Source organism: Pseudochrobactrum sp. AO18b, assembly GCF_000409565.1.
GTDB lineage: Bacteria > Pseudomonadota > Alphaproteobacteria > Rhizobiales > Rhizobiaceae > Pseudochrobactrum > Pseudochrobactrum saccharolyticum.
On record NZ_ANNO01000132.1, the window covers coordinates 1 to 24,425 of the forward strand.

At 52.9% G+C, this 24,425-nt stretch carries 22 protein-coding genes; 10 read left to right on the plus strand and 12 right to left on the minus strand.

The window, feature by feature from the left end:
* The 4 genes from choV to A918_RS22185 all read right to left on the minus strand — a co-directional run.
* Nucleotides 1-993: choline ABC transporter ATP-binding protein (gene choV, locus A918_RS19585; protein ID WP_022710100.1), on the minus strand; the 993-nt coding region annotated here is incomplete at its 3' end.
* 2 nt (nucleotides 994-995) lie between these two features.
* Nucleotides 996-1,832, minus strand: coding sequence for a choline ABC transporter permease subunit (gene choW / locus A918_RS0105580; protein WP_022710101.1), 837 nt, complete (start codon nucleotides 1,830-1,832; stop codon nucleotides 996-998).
* 123 nt (nucleotides 1,833-1,955) lie between these two features.
* Nucleotides 1,956-2,861, minus strand: coding sequence for a choline ABC transporter substrate-binding protein (locus tag A918_RS0105585; RefSeq protein WP_084664666.1), 906 nt, complete (start codon nucleotides 2,859-2,861; stop codon nucleotides 1,956-1,958).
* A gap of 426 nt (nucleotides 2,862-3,287) precedes the next feature.
* Nucleotides 3,288-3,536, minus strand: coding sequence for a hypothetical protein (locus A918_RS22185; protein WP_156831387.1), 249 nt, complete (start codon nucleotides 3,534-3,536; stop codon nucleotides 3,288-3,290).
* Nucleotides 3,537-3,564: 28 nt separating this feature from the next.
* Between A918_RS22185 and A918_RS0105590 the strand changes: the two genes are divergently transcribed.
* Nucleotides 3,565-4,806, plus strand: coding sequence for a DUF2333 family protein (locus A918_RS0105590; protein WP_051138992.1), 1,242 nt, complete (start codon nucleotides 3,565-3,567; stop codon nucleotides 4,804-4,806).
* Between the two features lie 170 nt (nucleotides 4,807-4,976).
* Nucleotides 4,977-5,948 carry a small ribosomal subunit Rsm22 family protein gene (locus A918_RS0105595; protein WP_022710104.1) on the plus strand — a complete coding sequence of 324 codons (972 nt, stop codon included), beginning with the start codon at nucleotides 4,977-4,979 and terminating at the stop codon, nucleotides 5,946-5,948.
* Between the two features lie 52 nt (nucleotides 5,949-6,000).
* On the opposite strand, the gene A918_RS0105600 is transcribed toward A918_RS0105595, so the two are convergent.
* Both A918_RS0105600 and A918_RS0105605 read right to left on the minus strand, forming a co-directional pair.
* Nucleotides 6,001-6,699 carry an OmpW family protein gene (locus tag A918_RS0105600; protein ID WP_022710105.1) on the minus strand — a complete coding sequence of 233 codons (699 nt, stop codon included), beginning with the start codon at nucleotides 6,697-6,699 and terminating at the stop codon, nucleotides 6,001-6,003.
* Nucleotides 6,700-6,847: 148 nt separating this feature from the next.
* A complete protein-coding gene (locus A918_RS0105605; RefSeq protein WP_022710106.1) occupies nucleotides 6,848-7,828 on the minus strand; it encodes a glutathione S-transferase family protein in 981 nt (326 codons plus the stop codon).
* A gap of 400 nt (nucleotides 7,829-8,228) precedes the next feature.
* On the opposite strand from A918_RS0105605, the gene A918_RS0105610 reads away from it, so the two are divergent.
* Nucleotides 8,229-8,753: a GNAT family N-acetyltransferase gene (locus A918_RS0105610; protein ID WP_022710107.1), complete on the plus strand. Its 525-nt coding sequence runs from the start codon at nucleotides 8,229-8,231 to the stop codon at nucleotides 8,751-8,753.
* Between the two features lie 203 nt (nucleotides 8,754-8,956).
* Here the strand turns inward: A918_RS0105610 and A918_RS0105615 are convergent, their stop codons facing one another.
* Genes A918_RS0105615 through A918_RS0105630 form a run of 4 tightly spaced genes read right to left on the minus strand, consistent with a single transcriptional unit; the run spans nucleotide 8,957 to nucleotide 15,851 of the window.
* Nucleotides 8,957-11,044: a glutamine amidotransferase gene (locus tag A918_RS0105615; protein ID WP_033315908.1), complete on the minus strand. Its 2,088-nt coding sequence runs from the start codon at nucleotides 11,042-11,044 to the stop codon at nucleotides 8,957-8,959.
* A gap of 2 nt (nucleotides 11,045-11,046) precedes the next feature.
* Nucleotides 11,047-13,932 carry a DUF4159 domain-containing protein gene (locus A918_RS0105620; RefSeq protein ID WP_022710109.1) on the minus strand — a complete coding sequence of 962 codons (2,886 nt, stop codon included), beginning with the start codon at nucleotides 13,930-13,932 and terminating at the stop codon, nucleotides 11,047-11,049.
* Nucleotides 13,933-14,847 carry a DUF58 domain-containing protein gene (locus A918_RS0105625; RefSeq protein ID WP_022710110.1) on the minus strand — a complete coding sequence of 305 codons (915 nt, stop codon included), beginning with the start codon at nucleotides 14,845-14,847 and terminating at the stop codon, nucleotides 13,933-13,935. It lies immediately after the preceding gene.
* Nucleotides 14,847-15,851 (minus strand): MoxR family ATPase, encoded by a 1,005-nt coding sequence (locus tag A918_RS0105630; RefSeq protein ID WP_028233433.1) that lies wholly within the window; start codon nucleotides 15,849-15,851, stop codon nucleotides 14,847-14,849. Before A918_RS0105630 ends, A918_RS0105625 begins: the two co-directional genes overlap by 1 nt.
* A gap of 253 nt (nucleotides 15,852-16,104) precedes the next feature.
* On the opposite strand from A918_RS0105630, the gene A918_RS19590 reads away from it, so the two are divergent.
* From A918_RS19590 to blaOXA, 4 genes are all read left to right on the plus strand, one after another.
* Entirely contained in the window at nucleotides 16,105-16,668 is a 564-nt protein-coding gene (locus tag A918_RS19590) for a DUF1285 domain-containing protein (RefSeq protein WP_245257296.1), read from the plus strand.
* A 79-nt stretch (nucleotides 16,669-16,747) separates the two neighbouring features.
* A complete protein-coding gene (locus A918_RS0105640; RefSeq protein ID WP_156831389.1) occupies nucleotides 16,748-17,359 on the plus strand; it encodes a CoA pyrophosphatase in 612 nt (203 codons plus the stop codon).
* A 20-nt stretch (nucleotides 17,360-17,379) separates the two neighbouring features.
* Complete coding sequence (locus A918_RS0105645; RefSeq protein ID WP_028233435.1) at nucleotides 17,380-18,621, plus strand: CCA tRNA nucleotidyltransferase; 1,242 nt, start codon at nucleotides 17,380-17,382, stop codon at nucleotides 18,619-18,621.
* Between the two features lie 128 nt (nucleotides 18,622-18,749).
* Entirely contained in the window at nucleotides 18,750-19,559 is an 810-nt protein-coding gene (gene blaOXA, locus A918_RS0105650; RefSeq protein ID WP_022710115.1) for a class D beta-lactamase, read from the plus strand.
* Nucleotides 19,560-19,613: 54 nt separating this feature from the next.
* On the opposite strand, the gene hemF is transcribed toward blaOXA, so the two are convergent.
* Nucleotides 19,614-20,528, minus strand: a complete 915-nt coding sequence (gene hemF / locus A918_RS0105655; protein ID WP_022710116.1) for an oxygen-dependent coproporphyrinogen oxidase — start codon at nucleotides 20,526-20,528, stop codon at nucleotides 19,614-19,616.
* Nucleotides 20,529-20,968: 440 nt separating this feature from the next.
* On the opposite strand from hemF, the gene A918_RS0105660 reads away from it, so the two are divergent.
* The gene (locus A918_RS0105660; RefSeq protein WP_022710117.1) at nucleotides 20,969-21,229 is read left to right on the plus strand and encodes a hypothetical protein; all 261 of its coding nucleotides are present in this window, start codon (nucleotides 20,969-20,971) and stop codon (nucleotides 21,227-21,229) included.
* Nucleotides 21,230-21,348: 119 nt separating this feature from the next.
* On the opposite strand, the gene A918_RS0105665 is transcribed toward A918_RS0105660, so the two are convergent.
* The gene (locus A918_RS0105665) at nucleotides 21,349-21,804 is read right to left on the minus strand and encodes a TrmH family RNA methyltransferase (RefSeq protein WP_022710118.1); all 456 of its coding nucleotides are present in this window, start codon (nucleotides 21,802-21,804) and stop codon (nucleotides 21,349-21,351) included.
* A gap of 205 nt (nucleotides 21,805-22,009) precedes the next feature.
* Here A918_RS0105665 and A918_RS21700 point away from each other — a divergent pair, with 205 nt between their 5' ends.
* A complete protein-coding gene (locus A918_RS21700) occupies nucleotides 22,010-22,162 on the plus strand; it encodes a hypothetical protein (RefSeq protein ID WP_156831388.1) in 153 nt (50 codons plus the stop codon).
* Nucleotides 22,163-22,515: 353 nt separating this feature from the next.
* Nucleotides 22,516-24,384, plus strand: a complete 1,869-nt coding sequence (locus tag A918_RS19600; protein WP_022710120.1) for an ABC transporter ATP-binding protein — start codon at nucleotides 22,516-22,518, stop codon at nucleotides 24,382-24,384.
* Nucleotides 24,385-24,425: the final 41 nt, after the last annotated feature.

A 24,425-nucleotide genomic window follows, 5' to 3' on the forward strand; every position in this document is an offset into this window, starting at 1 on the left:
AATTTTGCCGACAATCGCACCATTATGCACAACGCCGACATCGCCATTATTGCGCACCATCGCCTGCATAATATCCTGAATTGCGGTTTCCGGTTTTGCTGTTGCTGCAAAAGGGCGGGGCGGCGCACTGCGGTCAAGAGGAGACATGATATCAGCGGCGAGCAACACACCCAGAGGGTTCATATTGGCCACAAAATCCGCCACATAATCATTAGCCGGATTAAGCAGAATATCTTGTCCGCTGCCGCATTGAATAATACGGCCGCCTTCCATGATAGCAATGCGGTTACCGAGTTTCATTGCCTCATCCAGATCATGGCTGACAAAGACAATGGTTTTTTTCAGATGATCCTGTAAATGCAGCAACTCATCCTGTAAGCGCGCGCGGATCAACGGATCAAGCGCGGAGAATGGCTCATCCATCAGCAGGATCGGTGCGCCGGTTGCAAAGGCACGGGCAAGACCGACACGCTGCTGCATGCCGCCGGATAATTCACCGACCTTGCGCTTAGCCCAATCCTGCAATCCGACCAGTTCCAGCTGGTTCTGTACCGCTTCTTTGCGTGCCTGTTTGCTTAAGCCCGCAATTTCAAGACCGAAGCCGACATTGTCCTCGACTGTGCGCCATGGCAGCAGACCGAATTGCTGAAACACCATGGACACCACATGGGTGCGCAGAGCGCGCAATTGTGCAGTACCGGCTGCGGTTACATTGATTTCGTCACCCTGATTATAGACCGTGACGCAACCGCGGCTGATCGGGTTCAGGCGATTAATCGCGCGTAAAAGCGTGGATTTTCCGGAGCCGGACAATCCCATCAGGACGAGCAGCTCACCCTCGCGGATATCGAGGGAGCAATTATGCACGCCGAGAATATGGCCGGTTTCTGCCTGAATTTCCGAGCGGGTAAAGCCCTGATCGGCAAGATCCAGTGCCTTGTCCGTTTTATTACCGAAAACAATACTGATATTCTGAAGACTGATAGAAGCCATGATTATTTTTCCCTGCCCGGACGGAAAATGCGGTCGAGGATGATGGCGACAACCACAATCACCAGCCCCGCTTCAAAACCGAGCGCGGTATTGACCGAGTTAAGGGCACGCACAACCGGCACGCCCAGCCCGTTGGCTCCAACAAGCGCTGCAATCACCACCATCGACAAAGACAGCATGATGGTCTGGGTGAGACCGGCCAGAATTTGCGGCATGGCATAGGGCAGTTCAATCTTCCAGAGCAACTGGCGGCGCGAAGCGCCGAAAGCCTCTCCGGCTTCTCTTAAGTGTTCCGGCGTTGAAGAAATGCCGAGATGGGTGAGGCGGACAGGCGCGGGCAGCACAAAAATGGCTGTTGCCAGCAGACCCGGCACCATACCAATGCCAAAAAACACAATCGCCGGAATGAGATAAACAAAGGTCGGCAATGTCTGCATCAGATCAAGGATCGGGCGCACCACCGCATAAAGCTTTGGCCGGTGTGCCGTTGCAATGCCGAGCGGTACGCCAAGCGCCATACAGATGAAACAGGCTGACAGAACCAGCGTCAGGGTTTCCAGCGTCTGATCCCAATAGCCCTGATTGAGGATGAATAAAAACCCGATAATCGTCAGAATGACAGTCGAGATTTTTCTTTGCAGCCCCCATGCGATCGCGGCAAAAATGGCAATCAGAATAAAGGGATGCGGAAATTTGAGTGCGGCCAGTAAGCCGTCAATCAATGTTTGCATAATGGCGGCAATACCATCAAACAGCCAGCTCAGATTTTCAGTTAACCAGGTGACAACATTCTTCGCTGTACGCCCGACGGGAATTTTTTGTGATGTCAGCCAGTCCAAAAGTCAGGTCCCCGTTTTCCTGTCAGTCTATTTTTCAATCGGGTTTGGTTTGTGAAAACCATGAATAGTCGCGCGGTAAATCTGCTGCCGGTGTGATACCGGCAGCAGATTGTCTGTGTGCGGTCAGAGACCGAAAGTTTGTTTGACAGCCGCAAGACCGTCTTTACCGTCCAAAGTGGTAACGTCTTTCAGCCATGCATTCAGCGCATCCGGATTGGCTTTGATCCATGCCGTTGCTGCTTTGGCCGGATCTTCACCATCATCCAGAATTTTACCCATGATCTGGTTTTCCATTTCAAGGGTGAATTCAAGATTGGTCAGGAACTTTCCGACATTCGGGCATTGTTCCGTATAGCCGTTCCAGACATTGGTCTCGACCTTCGCGCCACCGAGATTAGGGCCGAAAAAGTCGTCACCGCCTTCCAGATAACGCATTTCAAAACGGGAATTCATCGGATGCGGTTCCCAGCCGAGGAAAACAACCGGTTTCTTGGCTTTAATATCTTTGGCAACCTGCGCCAGCATACCCTGTTCGGAAGACTCCGCCAGTTCAAAGCCCTTCAGATCAAAAGCACCTTTGGAAATCATGTCGAGGATCAGGCGGTTGCCGTCATTGCCCGGTTCAATACCGTAAATTTTATTGCCGAGCTGATCTTTGAATTTGGCAATATCGGCAAAGCTTTTTAGACCTTCATCATAGGCGAAAGCAGGCACTGCCAGCGTATATTTGGCACCGGTCAGATTGGTGCGTAGGGTGATGACGGTCTTGTCATCAAGATATGGCTGGAGATCAGCGGCCATGGACGGATTCCAGAAACCGAGGAAAACGTCGATATCTTTTTTGCTGAGCGAAGCATAGGTCACCGGCACAGACAGGATTTTGATATCTGTTTTATAACCAAGACCTTTGAGAATTTCTGTGGCAACGGCTGTGGTCGAGGTAATATCTGTCCAGCCGACATCTGAAAAGCGGATTGTGGAACAGGCTTCAGGTTCTGCCGCCCATGCACCGCCTGCGCTGCCCGCCATAAGAGCGGCACAGGTAAGCGCCAGCACGGATTTGCGGCTTTTGGCTAAGGACAGGTTGGCAGGGTACAGATGTTTCACTGGCAGAAAACGCATGAATATCTCCATTGACCGGATTATATTTATTTATAGCAGAGCATTTCCGCTTCCCCGAAACTGCTCTGTTGTTTGTTTTTATGCAGTTTGAACAGAAAACCGCAGCACTGTTTTGCGCGACATGTCCCGGCCCCAAATCTAAACAAGCATCAAAGTCCGGAGTCTTCAAGCAGTTTTGTGATCCTAGAATCCGCAAACACGACAATTAACGTCGGAATGAGGCAGGCTAAAAATAATATGCAGTAATTTCAAGGCTAAAGCTGAAAATTAAATTCAGACTCACCGGTTGAACCTGCGTTGTTGCGGTTTATATCAAAGTCGTAATGACATTATTTATCTGTGAGGTGCTGGGTTTCTCTGTAAGGCGCCGGTGTCGGACATACTGGTGCCGCTTGTGCCGGTTTCAGGTAAAGCGTGCTGAACGATTTGTGCCGGATTGAATGATTGCTGTTTAAAAAATCCGGCGCTGTTGCGTATTTCTTTGAAACTATGCAAGGGTTTACAGGAAAATACCTTTCGGGCTGCGTTCTGTTCAGGATGCGGGGCAAGAGCTGACACAAAGGACAAGATCGTGACGGTCATCGGAAATATCTTTGCTTTTATAGGGCGTATGATTGCAGCGCTGTTGCGGCTGATCGCAGTGCCTTTCGGCGCTTTGTGGCGCGTTTATCAGAGCCTCAGCGTCTTGTGGAAAACCCTTATCGCCGTAGCCGTTATCGGCTGGGCGGGTCTGTATGGTTATTTCGTAGTGCAGACACAGGTCTGGACGAATTTTGATCCGGATTATCCGGCAAAATATGCCTATCAAAGTGCTGTCACACCCGGTGAAATTGTCGAACCGTCAAAAGCGCTTACATCACCGGCAGCGCCATCACCATCACCGTCAGAAAGCACATCGCCTGCCGATCCGACGGCACTGCCGGCGGAAGGTGCCACGGGGAATAATGATAGCACGACAAATAATGCGGCACCTTCAACTGAGCCAGTAGCACCGCAGCCTGCGCCGCAAATGGCCTTATCGCAGCCGGCAGGGGCGCGGGTTTGTGCACCATCGGCTCTGGCCGAAGTGACTGCTGAACTGACCGATTTCAATGTGAACCAGAATGCATGGGTTTCTTCCATGCTGTTCTATAAAACAGGTTTCTTCGGGTTGGACTGGGACCGGACACCGTTTCTGGATAATAAAGCCTCGTTCCAGCGCGGTGTGCATTCGGCAGTGCGCCGCACAACGATTGAACTGGTAGATTCTCTCGGCCGCCTGCGCGGCACCTCGCAGATTGATAATGATCTGCAAAAGGCGCGCGGAAACATGCAGTTCCGTGAAGATACATGGTATTTCGGCTTAAGTCCGTTTGGTCCGAAAACGCCGACACCGAGCTATTACCGTTCCGCTATTAAAGAGCTGCGTGCTTTCAATGCGCGTCTTGAAAAATGCGAGGCAACTTTCGATGCCCGTGCGGACAATCTGATCCAGTATGTGGATCGTATTGCCAGCGATCTCGGCTCGACATCTGCCATTCTGAAAGACCGTTCTGATAATTATCATGCAGGCTGGTTTGATACCCGTGCCGATGACCGGTTCTGGTTCGCCTATGGTCAGCTCTACGCTTACTACGGGCTGATCCGCGCAACGCATTCTGACTTTAAAGCTGTGTTGGCTGAGAAACATCTCGATGGTTTGTGGGATACAATGGAGCAGCAATTGCGCTCGGCACTGGATATGCAGCCAACCATCGTTTCCAATGGTCGTCAGGATGCATGGTTCACACCGTCCCATCTGACGACAATGGGTTTCCACATTCTGCGCGTACGCTCCAATCTGGTGGATATCCGTCAGGTTCTCGAACGCTGATTGCCGCAATTGTTAATGTTTTAAATTGCTCTGCCGCGTGTTAGAGCGGTTCCTGTTTAAGGGAACCGCTCTATTTATTTCTTTGTCGCATTATCCTACGCAAAACCGTTTCACACTTTTGCTGGAAATGCTCTATAGCGCGGCAGAGTTTTTTTACGTGAGATAGAATTATGGAATTACCGGCGGCATTGAGACAGGCTGTGGATGCGCAGTTGCAGGGTGTGGCGCTGGCGGATCTGCAGCGGGCTTCCGGCATCCTCAGCCGTCGTTACCGTGCCGAGACGCGCGATGGCAAATGGCATCTATCCGACGAACTGGCAGCACATGCCTATCTGGCCGCGCGTTTGCCTGCGACTTTTGCCGCTGTGACCTCTGCTTTGCAACATGCGGCCGATATCATCCCAGACTTTGCCCCGCGCAGTCATCTGGATATTGGTGCTGGGCCCGGTACAGCATTATGGGCGGCATCTGCCGTCTGGCCGGAGATTGAAACATCGCTACTTCTGGAAGGCAGCAATGCAATCCGTGCTGTGGGCGAGAAGCTTTCTGCTCATGCGCCGGTGGCAGATGTGCAATGGTGTGCCGCCGATGTGACAACGGGGCTGAAAGATGCCAAAGCTGCACAGCTTGTGACACTGGCCTATGTGCTGGATGAACTGAATGAACCTGCACGGCAACAGTTGATTGCGCAATTATGGAACCTGACGGAAGGTATGTTTGTGATTGTGGAGCCCGGAACACCGGCGGGCTGGCAGCGCATTCTCGATGCCAGAACACAATTGCAGGCTCTGGGGGCGCATATTGCAGCGCCTTGCACCCATAGTCAGGCTTGCGCTGTGCAGGCACCGGACTGGTGTCATTTCTCCCGCCGCGTGGCGCGTTCCAAAATCCATCGTCTGACTAAAGAGGCTGATGTGCCTTGGGAAGATGAGAAATTCAGTTATCTGGCTGTCAGCCGTCAACCGGTATCCCTTTCAGGCCAGCGGGTGCTGATGCAACCGAAAACCGGTGGCGGGAAAGTTATTGCTAAACTATGCAGCACTGACGGACAGGTTGCAGAACATCTGATTACCAAACGGGACAAAGCCCTGTTTACGCAGGCTCGCCGTGCCGACTGGGGTGATCTGATCGGTGCGGAATAAGATTTGAGATACAAAAAAGCCCGCTTTTCAGCGGGCTTTTTAATGACACATATCAGAAGCGGTAGGTGATACCGGTACCGATCAGCCATGGGTCAAGTTTGGCTTTGCCGCTCATCTGTGCGCCGCCAACGGTTACATCAAAATCAGGACGCAGATAGAGTTTCTTCACGTCGAAGTTGAAGCCCCAATGATCGTCGATCATATAGTCGAAACCAACCTGTAATGCGCCGCCGAAAGTGTTTTTAACTTTCAGATAATCAGCATCATGAGATTTCTGGTTGTAGAAGATGCTGTAATTCACACCGGCACCGACATAAGGCTTGAATGCGCCGAAATCAGTGAAGTGATATTGCAGGGTCAGAGTTGGTGGCAACAGCCAGACTTTACCGACATCCAGACCGTCGATTGCGCCTTTACCGTCAACATTGGCATAGGTCGTACCGAGGATCAGTTCAGCTGCAATATTATTGGTGAAGTAGTAGGAAATATCGAGTTCAGGCACCACTGTGTTGGAATATTTCAGGCCGGAACCCGGAACTTCATTCACATGGCCTTTGTTTTCTGTGATGACGCCAAGCGCACGCACACGAACCTGCCACGGGCTGAGCGCCACGGCAAGCGGTTCCGATACCTGCGGTTCAACCGGTGCGATAACCGCATCTGCGGCCAGTGCAGGCTGCATAGCGGTAGCGGTGAGAGCAGTTGCAGCAAGAAGAGCACATGTATGACGATTTGCCGGGAGGATAGCCATGTCTGTTTTCCTTAAAGTCTGAGAATGAAGGCAAACTGACAGCGGGCAGGCGGCTTTCCATTGATTGAAATCAATTGCAGATAATAAAACACCGCATAGCGGGATGTTCGCTATGCGGTGTGATAAAACTGTCACTTAATATGTGAGCTTAGCTGAAACGGGCACGGTCATGCGGTGCATCATAATCAAGCTGCGGGCCGAGGGGGACAACACCGGTCGGATTGATTGTTTTATGGCTCATATAATAATGGTTTTTGATATGTGTGAAATTCACAGTACCGGCAACACCCGGCACCTGATAAAGCTCACGTACATAGTTTGAGATATTCGGATAGTCGGCAATCCGTGCTTTATTGCATTTGAAGTGACCGACATAGACCGGATCAAAACGGATCAGTGTGGTGAACAGACGCCAGTCCGCTTCAGTCAGGCGGGAACCGGTGAGATAGCGCTGTTTGCCGAGAATGGTCTCGATCCTGTCCAAAGCATCAAACACATTGCTATAGGCTTCCTCATAGGCATCCTGAGAGGTGGCAAAGCCTGCTCGGTAAACGCCGTTATTGATGTTCGGATAGACGAACTCATTCATTGCATCAATTTCTGCACGCAGATCTTCCGGATAGAAATCAAGCGACGCGTCACCGAATTCATTGAAAGCAGTGTTGAGCATACGGATAATTTCAGCGGATTCATTGGAGACAATGGTCTGTTGCTGTTTGTCCCAGAGAACCGGAACAGTCACGCGGCCGGAATAGTTCGGGTCGGCACGGGTATAGATTTCATAGAGGTGTTTGGCACCATAGAGATGATCCGGAGTTGCGCCGTCTTTGCCGGTCAGCGTCCAGCCTTCTTCCGCCATCAGATAATCAACAACTGAGACGCTGATGACATTTTCCAGTTTCTTCAGCGCGCGGAAAATCAGTGTGCGATGCGCCCACGGACAGGCCAGCGATACATAGAGGTGATAGCGTCCGGCTTCAGCTTTGAAGCCACCAATGCCGCTGGGGCCTGCGCTGCCATCTGCGGTAATCCAGTTGCGGAATTGCGAAGCGGAGCGGACAAAGCGACCGTCTGTGGCTTTCGTATCGTACCATTGATCGTGCCATTTACCGTCAACTAAGAGACCCATAAGAATATTCCTTTTGTCTGATGGCGGAACCGAATTGCTCATCAACAGTTGCTGCCAATAAATTCGTATCCTTAATGTAATACATAATGCCGGAAAGTCTCGCCTGATCTGGCTGTTTTTGCGAAACACGCTGTCCTGAAAACAGGACGATGTTTTGTTTGGACTGTTTTCCGGCACGGCTCTTTACGATCAAAAAAAATGATGTTAAGCAAACACACCGCATCAGTTTGCGGCTATTCACCTTTCAGGAGAACGGAATTGACAGGTCTGCAGTTCATCCGACGATGAAATTGTAAACGGTGCGCGGCACCGGTGGATACCTGTTTGCGTTTTTATGCCCCATAGCGGCGACAAATCACGCGATAATTCTGAAGTTAAATCTCTGAAATAGTGATGTGCCATGTTGCAGTCTGAACTGACTTACACGCAGGAAACCTGCGCCCACGATGCGGAAATCGAAGAAATCAATGCGCTTGCTTTTGGTCCGGGCAGATTTGTCCGCGCAGCTGCACGTATTCGCGAGGGCGGGGCGCATGACCGCGATTTGTCTTTTGTGGCTCTTCATGGCGGCAGACTGATCGGCTCCATCAGAATGACACCGATTGCTATCGGCACCACACCTGCTTTGCTGCTGGGGCCGCTGGTCGTGCGGGATGGCTGGAAAAGCCGCGGCATTGGCCGGATATTGATGAACCAGTCTATGGAAGCCTCAGCAAAAGCAGGGCACAGGCTGAGCCTGCTTGTCGGCGACGCACCTTATTATAATGCTTTCGGCTTTGTGAAAGTGGATGCCCATAAGGTGATTATGCCGGCACCGGTTAATCCGGAGCGGCTTCTTGCCTGTATTTTGCCGGGAGCTGAAACTCTGTCAGGCCCAGCGCTTAATCAGCTGGCGGGGCAGGTTAAGCATCTCAACCAGCTTTGATGTAAAAAGCGGTTTCAGTGATCTGAAACCGCTTCATTTCCTTATTTGCCGCGTATCTTTTCCGATCGAAGCAGGACGAGAAATCAGTCCAGTGAACTGATTTCCCTGCGTAGGCGCTTCACACTTTTCGGGATACGCTCTGGATTCTTGAGCGGTCGCATTATCACTGCCGTCAAGTTGATTCAACTTGACTGTGAAATGCTCTATCGCCCTTCACGATACCATGTGCCGCCGAGAATAAGCAGCAGTGCCGCTAAAGCCAGCAGGCTGGTGAAAAGCGGAATGCGATGTACCGCTACCAGACTTGTGTCCTGAGTAGGCCGCAGCCCCAGAAGAGTGGCAGGGCTTTGTTTTTGCGACGGGTTCATCAGCGAAACATCGGGCACGGAGATTGCAGCCTGTTCAGTCGTTTCTTTCAGACGCAGAACATTACCGCCGCTGGCCTGCGCCACAGGCAGCAATTTTTGTGTTGTAGAAATACTGTCGCGCAGTTCCGGCGTGTCCACATTGCCGACATGGGCAAGCACGGAATAATCGCCGTTCTCAATCTTATACAGTCCCTGTTCATCGGCCGGTAATTGCGCTGTGAACTGTCCGGCAACGGATTGTGTCAGCGGCACTTCAATGATTTTGCCGGATGGCGTGGTAACTTTGGCCGGAGCGGCCTTGTCGCTCATGGTCTGGCGGGTAATCTCCAGACGATCGGCAGTGCCTTTGGCCGTCAGCGCTTCTTCTTCCAGCTCCGGTTCCTGCATCAGCCAGTGTGCCATGCGACGATAGAGCGATGCGTATGGCCCGCCGCCTTCAAAATCACGCGCCCAGAGCCAGCCCTGATCGGACAGCAACATGCCGACACGGCCTTTGCCCTGATGTCCGAGCACCATCAGCGGCTTGTTGTCAGGCCCCTGCATGACGGTTTCGCCCTGCGGTGTGGCAATATCAATCGAGCGGAACCAGCGCCCCCATTGCGGCGGTTCCTGTTCACTGCCTTCCAGCCCGCGCGTAACAGGATGGCGTTTTCCGGCTTCCGTCAGACGCGGATAGAAGCCTTTTTCCGTGACATCACCGGTTGGCAATGCAGGCAAAACGCTGAGCAGCGGTGTACGTGCAATCGACATACTGTCTGCATATTCAGGGCCTGCGGCGATCAGCAGGGCACCGCCATTTTGCACATATTGGGCGATATAATCATAATAGAGCAGCGGCAGCACATTGCGGTGCTGGTAGCGGTCGAAAATAATCAGATCGAAATCTTCCACCTTATCGACGAATAATTCGCGCGTCGGAAAGACAATCAGCGATAATTCATTGATCGGCGTGTCATCCTGCTTTTCCGGCGGACGCAGAATGGTGAAATGCACGAGATCGACAGAGGTGTCGGATTTTAGCAGGTTACGCCATGTGCGTTCGCCATTATTCGGTTCACCGGATACCAGCAGCACACGCAGATTTTCACGGATGGCATCAATCAATGCCACCGCCTGATTATTGGCGGCGGTGACTTCACCACTCAGCGGTTCTGTGGCGATTTCCACAATATTGCGCCCGGCATGGGGCAGGGTGATCTCGGTTTTGACATCCTGACCAATGGCTGCCGGAACTGTGGCGACCAGTTCGCCATTGATACGGATGGTGACGCTGGACTGTGATGCATCCACCGGAGTTTTTCCGGCATCTTCCACCCGTAAAACCAGCTCCTGCGGCTTGCCGCTGAGGCCGAAGCGCGGCACGCGGATGAAGCGGATACTGCGGTCGAATTCATCGCCGGTGCCGGTAATCAGCGCATGAAGCGGGGCTTTGAAATTCAGCTCGTCTGCTTTGGAAGGCACATCATGCACCTGACCATCGGTAATCATAACCGCACCGCCGATGCGTGACGGCGGTACGTCGCGCAGGCCTTCATTCAGGGCTGTAAATAAGCGTGTATTGTCCCGGTTTTCAGTGCCTGAACCGGCTTCGATAATCCGTGTTTCAATATCGGATTGCGCGCCGAGCTTTTGTTTCAGCGCTTCAAGCGCAGCATCCGTATCCTGTGTACGACTGCCCTGAGACTGGCTGGCGCTGCGGTCAACCACAATGCCGACAATGGTTTTGAGCTGTTCGCGCTGCTCACGTGTGATCTCCGGATTAAACAAAGCCAGAGCAAGCGCTGCAAAACCGCCAAAACGCAACCAGCTGCCGCGTTTGCGTAAGAACAAGCCAGCCAGAGTAATGAGAGCCAGCGGAGCCAGACAAAGTCCGAGCCAAAGCGGTGAGAGCAGGGGTGAGAAATGCAGGGAAAACAGGCTCATCATTAGTTCCCCAGCCGTTCCAGCAAAGCGGGCACATGCACCTGATCTGCTTTATAATTACCGGTCAGCACATACATCACCATATTCACACCGCCACGCAGTGCATAGATGCGCTGCATCGGATCATTCGGCACGGTCGGATATAGCGGCTGCCAGTTTTCATCCATTGCCCATGCACCGGCCAGATCATTGGCGGTGATAAGGATCGGGCTGACACCATCACCATTGCGCACAGGCCTGTCGGCAGGCTGGTCAGCGGCATCCGGATTATCGACAGGGGCTTCTGCCCAAAGCGGGCTGCCGCGATAGCGTCCGGGAAAATCCGGCATCAGAAAGAAAGTTTTGCTCAGCACATGATTATCAGCAACGGGTGCAAGAGGCGGAACATTCATCGCATCCAGCATATCACGCAGGCGCTGCGTGGCAGGGCTGGTACCATTCAACCCGCTTGTGTCGCCGGATAGCTGGTCGCGGGTGTCAAAAATCACCGTGCCGCCCTGTTGCATATAGGCATCAATGCGCTGCAGCGCTTTTTCACTCGGAAAAGGGGCTTTTTCATCAACAGGCCAATAGATCATCGGATAGAAGGCGAGTTCATCTGTTTCCGGATTAATACCGACCGGCGCACCGGGTTCCAGTGAGGTTTTATCTGCAACAAACTGATTGAGACCGCTAAGCCCGACACGGCTTATATCATCGGTCGCTTTGTCGCCGGTAATCACATAAGCCAGATGTGTGACATCCAGCACGTCAATTTTTGCCTGATCGTCGGGCTTGCTATCGTCTCTGACTTGCGCTTCCTGCGCCAGAACCGGCTGCACTATGAAGGGCGCAGCTGTCAGACTTGCGGATAAAGCGAACAGGATAAGCAGGGATTTCACGGTGCCGGACGCTTTGCCGGTAAAGTTACGCGATCTGTTCCGCGAGAAAGTGCCGCCGATCCACAGCATCAGCAAGCCATCGAGTGCGAGCAATATTGCGGCCAGCGCAAAGAGCGGGCCTTGCAGATTAACGGTCTGTGCCTTGGTGGCCGGCACCATTGCAAGATTGGTCGTCATTTCCGGTTTGGTAAGCGGGTTCAGAACTGTGTCACTCTTCATCAGGTTTAGTGCTTTATAAGCCTGTTCTGTGCCGTAAAGTCCGGGCGGATTAAGCAGGGATGCTTCCGGTGTTTTGCCTTTTTCAATCACCAGCGGCTGCGCGGCTGCAGGCTGACCAGTCAGATTACCTGCGGCATCCAGCAGGCGATAGGCAGGCAGTGTCACTGTTTGCTCACCGGCTGCATTGGCAGCCTGTGCGCCGGATGTTTCGGTAAGCCTGCGCAGAAGATCAACAAATCCGCCTGAGAGTGGCAGATTAGACCAGCCGATATCCGGCGCGATATGAAACAGCACCAAGCGCCCCGCGCCGCGGTTTTCACCGGTAATCAGCGGTGTACCATCGGCAAGATTGAGCCAGCTTTTTTGTATCAGATCCGGTGACGGCTCTGCAAGAACCTGTCGCAACACTGTGACATCATCAGGCAGCTGAATATTGCGGAACGGGCTGTTTTCCGGTGCAGGTGCAACGGGCTGCGGCGTAGACCATGACAAAGTGCCGCCAAGATTACGCTGACCGCTGCGCAATTGTACCGGCAGCAGCGGATCGCGTTTGGTGTCCGCATCGCTTTGTGCTGCCGCCAGACGCGGGCCGGCAAAGCGCAACAATGTGCCGCCGTTTTCAACCCATTGCATCAGTTTTGCAGCCGTGTTTTCCGGCAATCTGCCGATATCCGACAAGACAATAACAGAGGGTTTCTGCTCCAGCAGGCGGTCAACTGACTGGCTCAGGTCGCGATCATTGGCGTTGATAAGATCGGCAAAAGGTGCCAGTGCCGAGGAAATATAATGCAATGGCGACAACAGCGAATGTGCCTTGTCGGCATTGCTTGCATCCAGCAGGCCGACACGGCGGCGGCGGTTATTCTCATCCAGCAACCATGTGGCTGCGGCATGCCGCATCTGGTCTGCCCGCACCATGGCAATATCATTGCGCAACTCAACTGGAATGGTCATTTGCGCCACGGTCTTGGTTTCTTTGTCGGCAAAATCCGCCTGTGTCTGCGCTAAGACACGCCCCTGATTATCATAGGCGCTGAGCTGAACTTTGGCTGCCTGCACATCATTGGACGGGCGCAGTAAGTCAATCACCAATGCATTCTGCTGATTGGCTACACCCTGAACAGCAAAAAGCTGCTGACTGTCCGGCATAATCAGCTGAATATTTGTGGCTTTCAGCTTGTCGAGAGCCGTAAAGGCTTGCTGATCCTGCGCAGTCTCCAGTCCGTCATTCAGATAAAAAATGCGGCTGTCAGCTGTATTGTTCAGAGCAGTGCCAAGACGTTCAGCGGCAGCCAGACGTTCAACCGGAACAGCGCGCGGCTCCAGTGCCTGCAAGCGTTTCAGTGCCTGCGCGGCAGTGAAAGGGCCGCTTGCTGTGTTTTGCGGATCGGCGGTGGCAATCAGATAGACCGGCGCATCATTTTTCTCAGCATTGGAGATCAGCCATTGCGCCTGATTTTCATAAGCTGCCCATTGCGGGGCTGAAGCCCAGCCATTGTCGATCATGATGACAACCGGCTGCGCACCGGTGAAAGTGATCGGCTGTGGTTTCCACACCGGCCCTGCAACGGCGAAGATCACCAGAGCGGCCAGAATCAGACGCAGCAGCGTCAGCCACCACGGGCTTTTGCTGGCTTCCTGATCGTGACGGGCAATTTTTGCCAGAATGGCCAGTGGCGGAAACGGTTCCTGTGCCGGTTTCGGCGGCGTTGCACGCAACAGCCACCAGATAACGGGCAGAGTGAGTAGACCGGCAAGCAGCCACGGGGCAGTAAAAATCAGCGGCATTTACGCGGCGCCTCCGCCGGTGGAAGAATGATGTCCGAGAAAGCCATGGAGTGTGGTCAGAGCCTGTGCTGCCGGTTTATCTGTCGCGCTGGTGATAAAACTCCAGCCAAAACGGGTGCAGGTTTCGCGCAAAAAATCACGCTGTGCCTGATAGAGCCTGCGATAATCTTCCGCATAATTCTGCGCCCGACCGGCGACGAGAATTTGACCGGACACAGGGTCTCTGAATTCTGTGCGGCCGGAAAACGGAAAATCCGCTTCCGCAGGATCGGCAACGGCGATGAGATGCGCACGGATACCGCGTCTGGCAATCTGGTCAAGCTGCGTGCTGAGTATATCGGCAGGCTGCAAAAAATCACTGATCAGCACCAGTTCATTAAAACGCTGCAATGGCTGAAGATCAGGTTGCGCTGCCAAAGTACCGGTTTGCAATAAGGCTGTTGCCAGACGCTCTGCACCATTGCGGGCGAGCAATGGCGGCAGCACATCAGGATAGGCAATACGCTCACCGGAGCGGCTGAACAATTCGGCCAGTGCCAGTGTCAGCACCAATGCGCGATGCTGTTTGGAAACCGGACTGAAACGGGATTGATAGAGCATAGACGGCGACGGGTCGCACCACAGCCAGATCGTATGTGCGGTTTCCCATTCACGGTCACGCATATAGGTATGATCGTCACGGGCAGAGCGCCGCCAGTCAATGCGCGAGAGCATATCGCCCTGCGCATAAGGGCGGAACTGCCAGAAATTATCGCCGGTGCCGCGTTTGCGCCTGCCATGCCAGCCATTGATAACAGAGCCGGCAATATGGCGTGCCTGCGTAATCAGATCAGGCATCAGTGTCGCCTGCCTGCGCGATGGCGCCAGCAGGTCAACGGCCTGTTCAGAACGGGTTATGGCACCGGTTGCTGTCATCAGTTGAGCGCCTGTGTCAGTTTGGCAATCACATCACGCACGCCCACACCATCGGCACGGGCGGCAAAATTGAGAGCCATACGATGCTGAAGAACCGGTTCTGCCAAGGCTTTCACATCATCAACAGAAGGAGCAAGGCGTCCTTCATAGAGTGCGCGCGCACGGGTGCAGAGCATCAGCGCCTGTCCGGCACGCGGGCCGGGACCCCAGCTGATATGGTTTTTCGCATGGTCATTATCAGCATCAGGACGGGCTGAGCGCACCAGTTTCAGAATAGCTTCAAGCACGGTTTCCGGCACCGGCATTTGACGGATCAGCTGCTGGATCTCCTGCAGGCGTGAGGCTTCAATCACTTTGGCTGGCCGTGCCTGCATTGTGCCGGTGGTGTTGAGTAACACGGCACGTTCCGCATCAATATCCGGATAGTCCAGATCAATCTGCATCAGAAAACGGTCGAGCTGAGCTTCCGGCAGCGGATAGGTGCCTTCCTGTTCCAGCGGGTTTTGCGTTGCCAGCACATGGAACGGGCTTGGCAGATCATGGCGCTGACCGGCTACGCTGACATGATATTCCTGCATCGCCTGCAACAAAGCAGACTGCGTGCGCGGCGATGCACGGTTGATCTCATCGGCCATCAGCAGTTGGGCGAAAACCGGCCCTTTAATATAACGGAATGAACGGCGTCCGTCGCTGTCCTGATCCATGACTTCAGAGCCGATAATATCAGACGGCATCAGATCAGGCGTAAACTGGATACGTTTTTCATCAAGGCCGAGGACAGTGCCCAGCGTTTCTACCAGACGGGTTTTGGCAAGCCCCGGTACACCGACGAGCAGGGCATGACCACCGGCCAGCAATGCGACCAGCGTATTTTCAACCGCTTGCTCCTGACCGTAAATAACCTGTCCGATTTGCTGACGGATCAGATTAATGTCACTGGCAGCCTGATCGGCAGCCCGTATCACGGCATCAGGATCAATTTTCGACGCAGCGGTAAAATTCATGATGTCCTCTTTATTCCAGATCAGATGCTTTATCTGGTTTACTTGAATCATCGGGCAAGACTATGTCATGCTGACGGGAGCGTAAATGGCACAGTTCGCATTAACCGGAATGCACCGGACTGTCAGGCACAGGTCTTAACAGGAAACTGAAATGAACAGCGGTAATATGTCGAAAAATAAAGAAACTGCTGATGTTGATGCCGGTTCTGTCACCAGTTCTGCCACGAGCTCTGCAAGCGGGCTTGATGCGTTGATGCGCCGTGCCGCCAGCCAGTTACCTGAAGGCAAAGAAGGCAAAGGTCTGCCGCCGGTGGAACGCTGGGAACCGGATTTTTGCGGCGAGCTGGATATGGAAATCAAAGCCGACGGCACGTGGTTCTATATGGGCACGCCGATCGGTCGCCCTGCATTGGTGCGCCTGTTCTCAACCGTGCTACGCAAGGATACCGACGGCAAAACCTATCTGGTAACACCGGTGGAAAAAATCGCCATCCGTGTGGAAGATGCGCATTTCAATGCTGTGGAGATGCATGTTTCCGGCGAGGGGGAGACGCAGGTTCTCACCTTCCGCACCAATGTCGGCGATGTGGTTGAGGCGGGAGAGCAGCATCCGCTGCGTTTTGTGACCGATAGTGAAACCGGCGGTTTCAAACCTTATATATTGGTGAGAGGACGGCTGGAGGCGCTGGTCAGCCGCGCAGTTATGTATGATCTGGCAGCACTCGGAGAAGAACTGATGATCGACGGAAAGCTGATGTTTGCCCTGCGCTCCAATGGCCGGATATTTCCGGTGATGGCTGCTGAAAATTTACAGTGATACAATGAAAAACTTGATGACTGATACAGGTTTTACCGCACAGGATCTGATGCGGAGAGTTGAACAGAAACAAAGCTTTATGGCGGTTGCTGATGAATTTGATTCAGGTGGCCTGCCTTTGTCCGGCGATCATGCACTCAATCCGCAATGGACTGCCTCTCATGTGATGGCGGGAGCTGATCCACGGCTGAAAATTAAACTCAAACCGGCGGCGGTGCTGATCCCTGTGGTGGATCACGGTGACCATGCCAGTGTGCTGCTGACCACGCGCAATGCGCAGATGCGCAGCCATTCCGGTCAGGTGGCTTTTCCCGGTGGCAAGATTGATGCTGAGGATCTGAGCCCCGAACATGCGGCTCTGCGTGAAGCCCATGAGGAAATCGGACTGGATGCACGGCATACGCAGACACTCGGTCGTTTGCCGCAATATATGACCGGCAGCGGTTATACGATTACGCCGGTGCTTGCGGTGATACGGACGCCGTTTGAGCTTCACGCCAATCCCGATGAGGTGGCGGATATTTTTGAAGTGCCGCTGCATTTTCTGATGGATCCTCAGCAGCATCAACGTGAGAGCCGGATGTTTGCGGGGCATGAGCGGTTTTTCTATGCCATCCATTATCAGAATCGGAATATCTGGGGCGCAACAGCGGGGATTATCCGCAGCCTCTATGAAAGGCTCTATGCGTGAGTGAAAAGACAACAACTGTGCTGAATATTGCAGATCGTGCGGAGTGGCTTGCCGTGCCGTCTTTGCAGCAATTGCTGGCAGCACTGGCTGAAGATGGTGAAGAGGCGCGGGTGGTTGGCGGTGCCGTGCGCAATACGCTGCTGGGCGAACCGGTGGGTGATATTGATATTGCCTCCACAACCCTGCCGGAAGAGACCAAAGCGCGCGCCGAAAAATGCGGTTTTAAAGTTGTGCCGACCGGCATTGACCATGGCACAGTGACTGTTGTTGCCCATGGTGTGCCCTATGAGGTGACAACTTTGCGTGCCGATGTGGAAACGCATGGACGACAGGCCACAGTCGCTTTTGGCCGCGACTGGCAGGTTGATGCCGAGCGTCGGGATTTTACCGTCAATGCGCTTTATGTGCGTGCCAATGGCGATGTGGTGGATCATGTCGGCGGGCTTGCAGATATTGAAAAGCGCGAGTTGCGTTTTATCGGCGATGCGGAGACACGGATTACGGAAGATTATCTGCGTATTCTGCGCTTCTTCCGTTTCTTCGCCTGGTATGGCTCAGGACGGCCGGATGCGGCGGGGCTGAAAGCCTGTGCCAAGCTGAAAAGCCATTTGCAAACCTTGTCCGCTGAGCGGGTATGGTCAGAGCTGAAGAAGCTGCTTTCTGCTCCCGATCCGTCACGTGCCTTGCTATGGATGCGCCAGTCCGGTGTGCTGACCCAGATTTTGCCGGAGAGCGAGAAATGGGGCATTGATGCTATTCATGCGCTGGTGCGCAGTGAGCGTGATCTCGAATGGAAGCCGGATGCTTTGTTGCGCTTGCAAGCGATTGTGCCGCCGGATGCAGTGCGCATGGCGGAGCTTGGCAAGAGACTGCGCCTGTCCAATGCCGATAAAGCCCGTCTGGAAAGCTGGGCGCTGGCTGATCTGCCTAAGCCGGAACTGTCGGAGACAGGTCTGATTAAGTTGATTTATAGCGGCTCACGGCAGGCTTTGGTTGACCGGATTAAGCTGGCGCTGGTGTCTGCGCGTGCAGAGGCCGAAAATGATAATCAGGCGATGATCCGCGCAGGTCAGTACAGCCGTTTGCTGGATGTGGCAGTGCAGGCTGACATACCGGTATTTCCGGTCAGCGGAGCTGATCTGATGAAGCTGGGTTTTGAGAAAGGCCCCGAGCTTGGCAAGCAGCTCAAAGCACTGGAGGCAGCATGGCTGGCTTCCGGATTTGAGCTCAGTAAAGAAAATTTGTTAGCAACATTATCCTGACATATCGGGGCGGAAATTCCGCCCCGTTTTTGTTTTTAGCTGCCGGTTCAGATGATTAATGCGATTTCTGCAGGTCATGATTCATCTGAGGTGATTTAAATATTTTCAGAATTCCGGAGTTGCGTATCATGGATAAAAAATTGCGATCAGCGGCATTATTGGCTTTTGCGCTGACAAGCGGCACGAGTTTTCAGACCCAGGCCGGAGAGAAGGGGATTGTAACGGAATGTGCTGTGGTTATGGATGCCGCAACGCAGAAAATCCTTTCCCGTAAAGGTGTCTGCGATAAACGCTTTACACCGGCATCGACGTTTAAAGTGCCGCTTGCCGTGATCGGTTATGATAAAAATATCCTTCGCTCTGAGCATGATCCGGTCTGGCAGTGGAAGCCTGAAATGGAAGCGCCGGAACGTGACCGGATTGCCGTTGATCCGGCACGGTGGCTGGAGCAATCAGTTGTCTGGTATTCACGTGAGATTGCAAAACAGTTGGGACAGAAGCAGTTTTCCGAAGCTGTCGCAGCCCTTGATTACGGGAATAAGGATGTTTCGGGCAGAGCCGGAAAACAAGACGGACTGACAGGTTCATGGATCGGCTCTTCACTGGAGATTTCACCGGACGAGCAGATACAATTTCTGAATAAGCTTGTGCATGAGACTTTGCCGGTTTCCAAGCAGGCACAACAGAAAACCAAAGCTGCCATGACAGTTTTTACATCGGAAAAAGGCTGGAAAGTTACCGGCAAAACCGGCGCTGCGCGGTTGCGTGATGCAAATGGCAAATTTGCAGGGGAACAGCGCTTAGGCTGGTTTGTGGGTTGGGCAGAAAAGGATGGCCGTCAATTGGTTTTTGCCAATATGCAGGTCTTTGACAAGGCATTAAAGACGAGCCCTGGACTACTGATCCGCGGGCAGTTCCTGAAAAATTTTGATCAATAAAGAACGGCGCTCTCATAAAAAAACGGGGGCTGATGCCCCCGTTCTGATTTTATATTAAGGCCATTTCACTACTGGCGGCATGGAAGACAGGATCGAGGCGATATTACCGCCGGTCTTGAGACCGAAGATCGTGCCACGGTCATGCAGCAGGTTGAATTCTACATAGCGGCCGCGACGGATCAGCTGTTCCTCGCGGTCAGCGTCTGTCCATGGCTGGTTGAAGTTCTGGCGCACAATATGCGGATAGACGACAGCAAAACAGCGGCCGACATCGCGGGTAAATGCAAAGTCTGCATCCCAGCCGCCTTGTTCATCGCTTGAATGCAGCCAGTCATAGAAAATGCCGCCAATACCGCGCGGTTCCTGACGATGCGGCAGATAGAAATATTCATCACACCATTGTTTCATACGGTCGTAATCGGCAATGCCTGCATGTTTGTTACAAACGAAATTCAGCGCCTTATGAAAAGCCTGACTGTCGGTGTCTTCCTGCGTGCGGCGACGGTCAAGCACAGGGGTCAGATCGGCGCCACCGCCGAACCACTGGCGTGTGGTCACAACCATACGCGTATTCATATGCACTGCCGGTACATTCGGGTTCTGCGGATGGGCAATCAGCGAGAGACCACTCGCCCAATAGCGCGGATCTTCATCGGCACCCGGAATCTGGGCGCGGAACTCCGGCGAAAACTCGCCATAGACAGTGGAGACATGCACACCGACTTTTTCAAAAACGCGGCCATGCATCATCGACATAACACCGCCGCCGCCACGGCCTTCGTCTTTTGCCCAAGGGGTGCGGACAAAGCGGCCGGCTTCACGGTCACTGAGCGGGCCTGTCAGTTCGTCTTCAAGGGTTTCAAACAGGGAGCAGATACGGTCACGTAATTCTTCGAACCAGTTTTGTGCCAGTTGTTTTTTGTCTTCAAGATTATCTGGAAGATGAGCTGGAAGATCCGGACGTTGCATGCTTGGTTCCTTATTATGTTTTGGGAGCTTTGGGCGAAGCCGCAGCGCCAGCATATCAGCAGCTGTCAACAGGTTATATAGTCTTCATAAACCGGATTATGTTTATGAAAGCTTTCTGCTTTTCGGAAAATGACAGATTTCGTTCATACTTTACAGCGATAACAGGCGCGGAAATGACTCGTTTCGGATGAGATTCTGCTGTAAATTGCACAAGAGCGTGTCGCATTTAATGGAATTCATGGTGCTGGCTTTAACAATTTGTTTTGACGCATGTCTTGATCCCAAAACCGGTTTCCACTTTTGGGAGACATGCTCTGTAGAGTTGTAAGTCCCTGTGCAGCTTCTGCTTGTAGTGTGTATAAACATATTTGAGTGTTGAGCGTGATGCTTATTCTGCTTTGTCTTTTTGCCCCATACGGGCGCTGTAAAGGAGATCGCTTATGACATCCATTCCGCCGAAACCGCCATTGGAAGGTTTGCGCAGGCAGATGCGCAAAGCAGCATCCGGCGTGAAGCCGAATATCAGCGATGGCTATATTCGCGAAACATTTTCACTGCCTCGCAGCATAGCGCGGGTTAAGGCGCGGGAATGGTTTGAAACCTATCCGAAGGCCGCTTACTGGACAGAAATTGAAAGCTGGTATGTGCGCCCGAATGATGTGATCGAATTCACCATCCGCCGTCTGCCAAGCTCTGACTAAACAGGTTAGCGCTGTTTGCTCATATTCTGATTCAAGTGGATCAGAATATGATTCCGTTTTTCTTTTTAACAGGCTGATATTTAAAGATTTATTCTAAGTTTTGCCCTGACGAATGGCCTCTAGCCTTTAACCTGTCGAATAGCTTCTCCGGCGGCCATCGCGACCGAAAGCGCGAGGTTGAGCGAGCGCGCGCCTTCGACCATCGGGATGATAATCCGCTCCTCGCAGGTCTCATGCACATAGTCCGGCACGCCGGCAGATTCACGGCCAAACAGCAAAATGTCATCCGGCCGGTAGCTGAAATCCGTATAGGGTTGTGCCGCCTTGGTGGAGAGCAGCACCAGCCTGCGATTTTCAGACAAGCGCCAGTTGTTGAAATGCTCCCAGTCGAGATGGCGGGTCAGCGCTGCCTGTTCCAGATAATCCATGCCCGCACGTTTCAGCCCGCGATCGGAGAGGTCAAAACCGGCTGGTTCAATCACATGCACGGCCAGTCCGAGACAGGCTGCCATGCGCAGGATGGTTCCGGTATTGCCGGGAATGTCAGGCTGGAAGAGGGCGATATGTATTGTCATCAGGCTGTTGCTTCTGTTTCGGGTGACATCAGATAAGCGGCCTATAGCATATAATTTCAAACAATAAGAATTGTGTGCAATCTGTCACAGTTTAATGTGTTCTCGGTAAAGTGAAGAGAAAAGAACCAGCAGTGACTAGCCGGTAAAATAACATAGTGCTATACGGAGCATCCATTTTATCAGATTGACCATGAAGGAGGCTGTGATGAATATTAAGATTTCTTTGAATCTTTGCCCAGTTGCAGCCGCACCTGTATCCGGCGTGATTAACCCCGCTCCGGTAATTTTCATGGCGGGTACCGCACCAATCGAAGCTGTGGTATCTTCTCCCGAATTGTTTTTGCGGGCGTTGCGCTGAACGGGACTGTTAAAATGAGCGTATATATCAGACTGCTGTAGCAAACCACCTGATAGCCTGAAACCGATGATGAGTTGTGCCGTCGGATCCGCAGGTCAAATACGATTCCTCCATCTATCTTCCGGTTAAGTGTACTCACGCATTTAATCCTCAAACCGCATCTGAGTGTTTCGGGTTCTGTGCCCGTTGATTTTCCGATGCTTTAAAAATGCTGAAATTCTGCCTCATATTCATTTGCTGAAGTGAATGGCAGAACCCAAATGAATCAAAACTGACCCCTGCCGTCTTCGTTTTACGAAAATGATGCGGGGGAATTGGTTTTCGCACGGGATAGCCCGTATTTGAGGTCGAAAATGTTTCGTTGGTTCGAAAAGAAGCTGAACGCCTATCCGGATGTTCCGCTTGAACAACCGCCGAAGGGCTTGTTCAAATTCTGTATGTATTACAGCCGCGGCGCGTGGGGCTGGATTATTGTGATGGCCTTTCTGACAGCGCTGATCGCAATCTTTGAAGTGTCGCTGTTTGCTTTTCTCGGTAATGTCGTGGACTGGCTGAGTGAGCATAATCGTGAAACCTTCCTGCAGCAGGAGGGCTGGAAACTGGCGCTGATCGGTGGCGTTGTTCTGGTGATTTTGCCATTGATTGTTTTGCTGCAATCTCTGGTTCTGCACCAGACACTGATCGGGAATTTCCCGATGCGGATACGCTGGCTGATGCACCGTTATCTGATCCGTCAGTCGATGACATTCTTTCAGGATGAATTTGCCGGACGTATCTCCACCAAGCTGATGCAGACAGCACTGGCTGTGCGTGAAACGGTTATCAAACTTGCGGATGTGATGGTCTATGTAGCGGTCTATTTTACCGGTACAATTTTCATCGCAGCCACGGCTGACTGGCGCCTGATGATCCCGTTCATTGTCTGGCTGCTGGCCTATGTCGGTCTGCTTCGCTATTTCATTCCGCGCCTGCGGGTGATTTCCGAAGCACAGGCCGATGCCCGCTCCGAGATGACCGGCCGTATCGTTGACAGCTATACCAATATTGCCACGGTCAAACTGTTCTCGCACACACAGCGCGAGGAAGGGTATGTCCGTGACAGTCTTGAGCAGTTTCAGGGTACAGTAAACCGCCAGATGCGTATGGTGACGCAGTTCTTCGGTTCACTCTATTTCATGAACTCTTTGCTGCTGTTCTCAGTCGGTGCATTGGGTATCATGCTGTGGATGGATAATGTTGCATCAGTAGGTGCGGTGGCTATCGGTATTGCGCTGTGTTTGCGTCTGAACGGTATGTCCCAGTGGATCATGTGGGAAATGTCGGCACTGTTCGAGAATATCGGCACAGTGGAAGACGGTATGCGTTCGATTGCGCAACCGCGCAAAGTGATCGACCATGAAGGTGCGAAGCCGCTGCATGTGCGTTCCGGTGAGATCACCTTTGACCGCATCGGTTTCCATTACGGCAAGGGCAAAGGCATCATCAATGATCTGTCGCTGAATATCCGTCCGGGTGAGAAGGTTGGTCTTGTCGGCCGCTCCGGCGCGGGTAAGTCCACACTGGTCAATCTGCTGCTGCGTTTCTACGATCTGGAGCAGGGTAAAATCCTGATCGACGGTCAGGATATTTGCAAAGTCACACAGGACAGCCTGCGCGCCAATATTGGTATGGTGACGCAGGATACCTCACTGCTGCATCGTTCCGTCAGGGATAATGTCGGCTATGGCCGTCCTGATGCGACGGATGAAATGATGCTGGAAGCGGTTGCGCAGGCGCAGGCCGATCAGTTCCTGCCGCATCTGACTGACCCGAAAGGCCGTCAGGGCTTTGACGCGCATGTCGGTGAACGTGGTGTGAAACTGTCCGGTGGTCAGCGTCAGCGTGTGGCAATTGCCCGTGTGATCCTGAAGGATGCGCCGATCCTTATTCTGGATGAAGCGACATCTGCGCTTGATTCCGAAGTGGAAGCGGCAATTCAGGACAGCCTGTACAGGCTGATGGAAGGCAAGACTGTGATTGCCATTGCCCATCGTCTGTCGACCATTGCCGCGCTTGATCGTCTGATCGTGATGGATCAGGGACGCATTATCGAAGACGGCACCCATGAAGAGCTGATTGCGCAGGGCGGCATTTATGCTTCGCTTTGGGCGCGTCAGTCCGGCGGGTTCCTCGGCTTTGATGATGAAGAAGAAAAACAGGCGCTGCCTGAGCCTGCTGAATAATCACTGTTCAAGCAGAGAAAAACACCCGCCGCCGTTCTACT

Coding starts and splice junctions, on each gene's coding strand:
- A918_RS0105605 (WP_022710106.1), bottom strand. CDS start 7,828: ATGGGTCTCTTAGTTGACGGTAAATGGCACGATCAATGGTACGATACG.
- A918_RS22185 (WP_156831387.1), bottom strand. CDS start 3,536: ATGACCGTCACGATCTTGTCCTTTGTGTCAGCTCTTGCCCCGCATCCT.
- A918_RS0105665 (WP_022710118.1), bottom strand. CDS start 21,804: ATGACAATACATATCGCCCTCTTCCAGCCTGACATTCCCGGCAATACC.
- A918_RS0105600 (WP_022710105.1), bottom strand. CDS start 6,699: ATGGCTATCCTCCCGGCAAATCGTCATACATGTGCTCTTCTTGCTGCA.
- hemF (WP_022710116.1), bottom strand. CDS start 20,528: ATGCAACGTCCGGATCTTCCAGCTCATCTTCCAGATAATCTTGAAGAC.
- A918_RS0105625 (WP_022710110.1), bottom strand. CDS start 14,847: ATGACAGCAACCGGTGCCATAACCCGTTCTGAACAGGCCGTTGACCTG.
- A918_RS19590 (WP_245257296.1), top strand. CDS start 16,105: ATGCGCCGTGCCGCCAGCCAGTTACCTGAAGGCAAAGAAGGCAAAGGT.
- A918_RS0105640 (WP_156831389.1), top strand. CDS start 16,748: ATGGCGGTTGCTGATGAATTTGATTCAGGTGGCCTGCCTTTGTCCGGC.
- A918_RS21700 (WP_156831388.1), top strand. CDS start 22,010: ATGAATATTAAGATTTCTTTGAATCTTTGCCCAGTTGCAGCCGCACCT.
- A918_RS0105610 (WP_022710107.1), top strand. CDS start 8,229: ATGTTGCAGTCTGAACTGACTTACACGCAGGAAACCTGCGCCCACGAT.
- A918_RS0105660 (WP_022710117.1), top strand. CDS start 20,969: ATGACATCCATTCCGCCGAAACCGCCATTGGAAGGTTTGCGCAGGCAG.
- A918_RS0105595 (WP_022710104.1), top strand. CDS start 4,977: ATGGAATTACCGGCGGCATTGAGACAGGCTGTGGATGCGCAGTTGCAG.
- A918_RS0105615 (WP_033315908.1), bottom strand. CDS start 11,044: ATGAGCCTGTTTTCCCTGCATTTCTCACCCCTGCTCTCACCGCTTTGG.
- A918_RS0105585 (WP_084664666.1), bottom strand. CDS start 2,861: ATGGCGGGCAGCGCAGGCGGTGCATGGGCGGCAGAACCTGAAGCCTGT.
- A918_RS19600 (WP_022710120.1), top strand. CDS start 22,516: ATGTTTCGTTGGTTCGAAAAGAAGCTGAACGCCTATCCGGATGTTCCG.
- blaOXA (WP_022710115.1), top strand. CDS start 18,750: ATGGATAAAAAATTGCGATCAGCGGCATTATTGGCTTTTGCGCTGACA.
- A918_RS0105620 (WP_022710109.1), bottom strand. CDS start 13,932: ATGCCGCTGATTTTTACTGCCCCGTGGCTGCTTGCCGGTCTACTCACT.
- A918_RS0105590 (WP_051138992.1), top strand. CDS start 3,565: ATGATTGCAGCGCTGTTGCGGCTGATCGCAGTGCCTTTCGGCGCTTTG.
- A918_RS0105630 (WP_028233433.1), bottom strand. CDS start 15,851: ATGAATTTTACCGCTGCGTCGAAAATTGATCCTGATGCCGTGATACGG.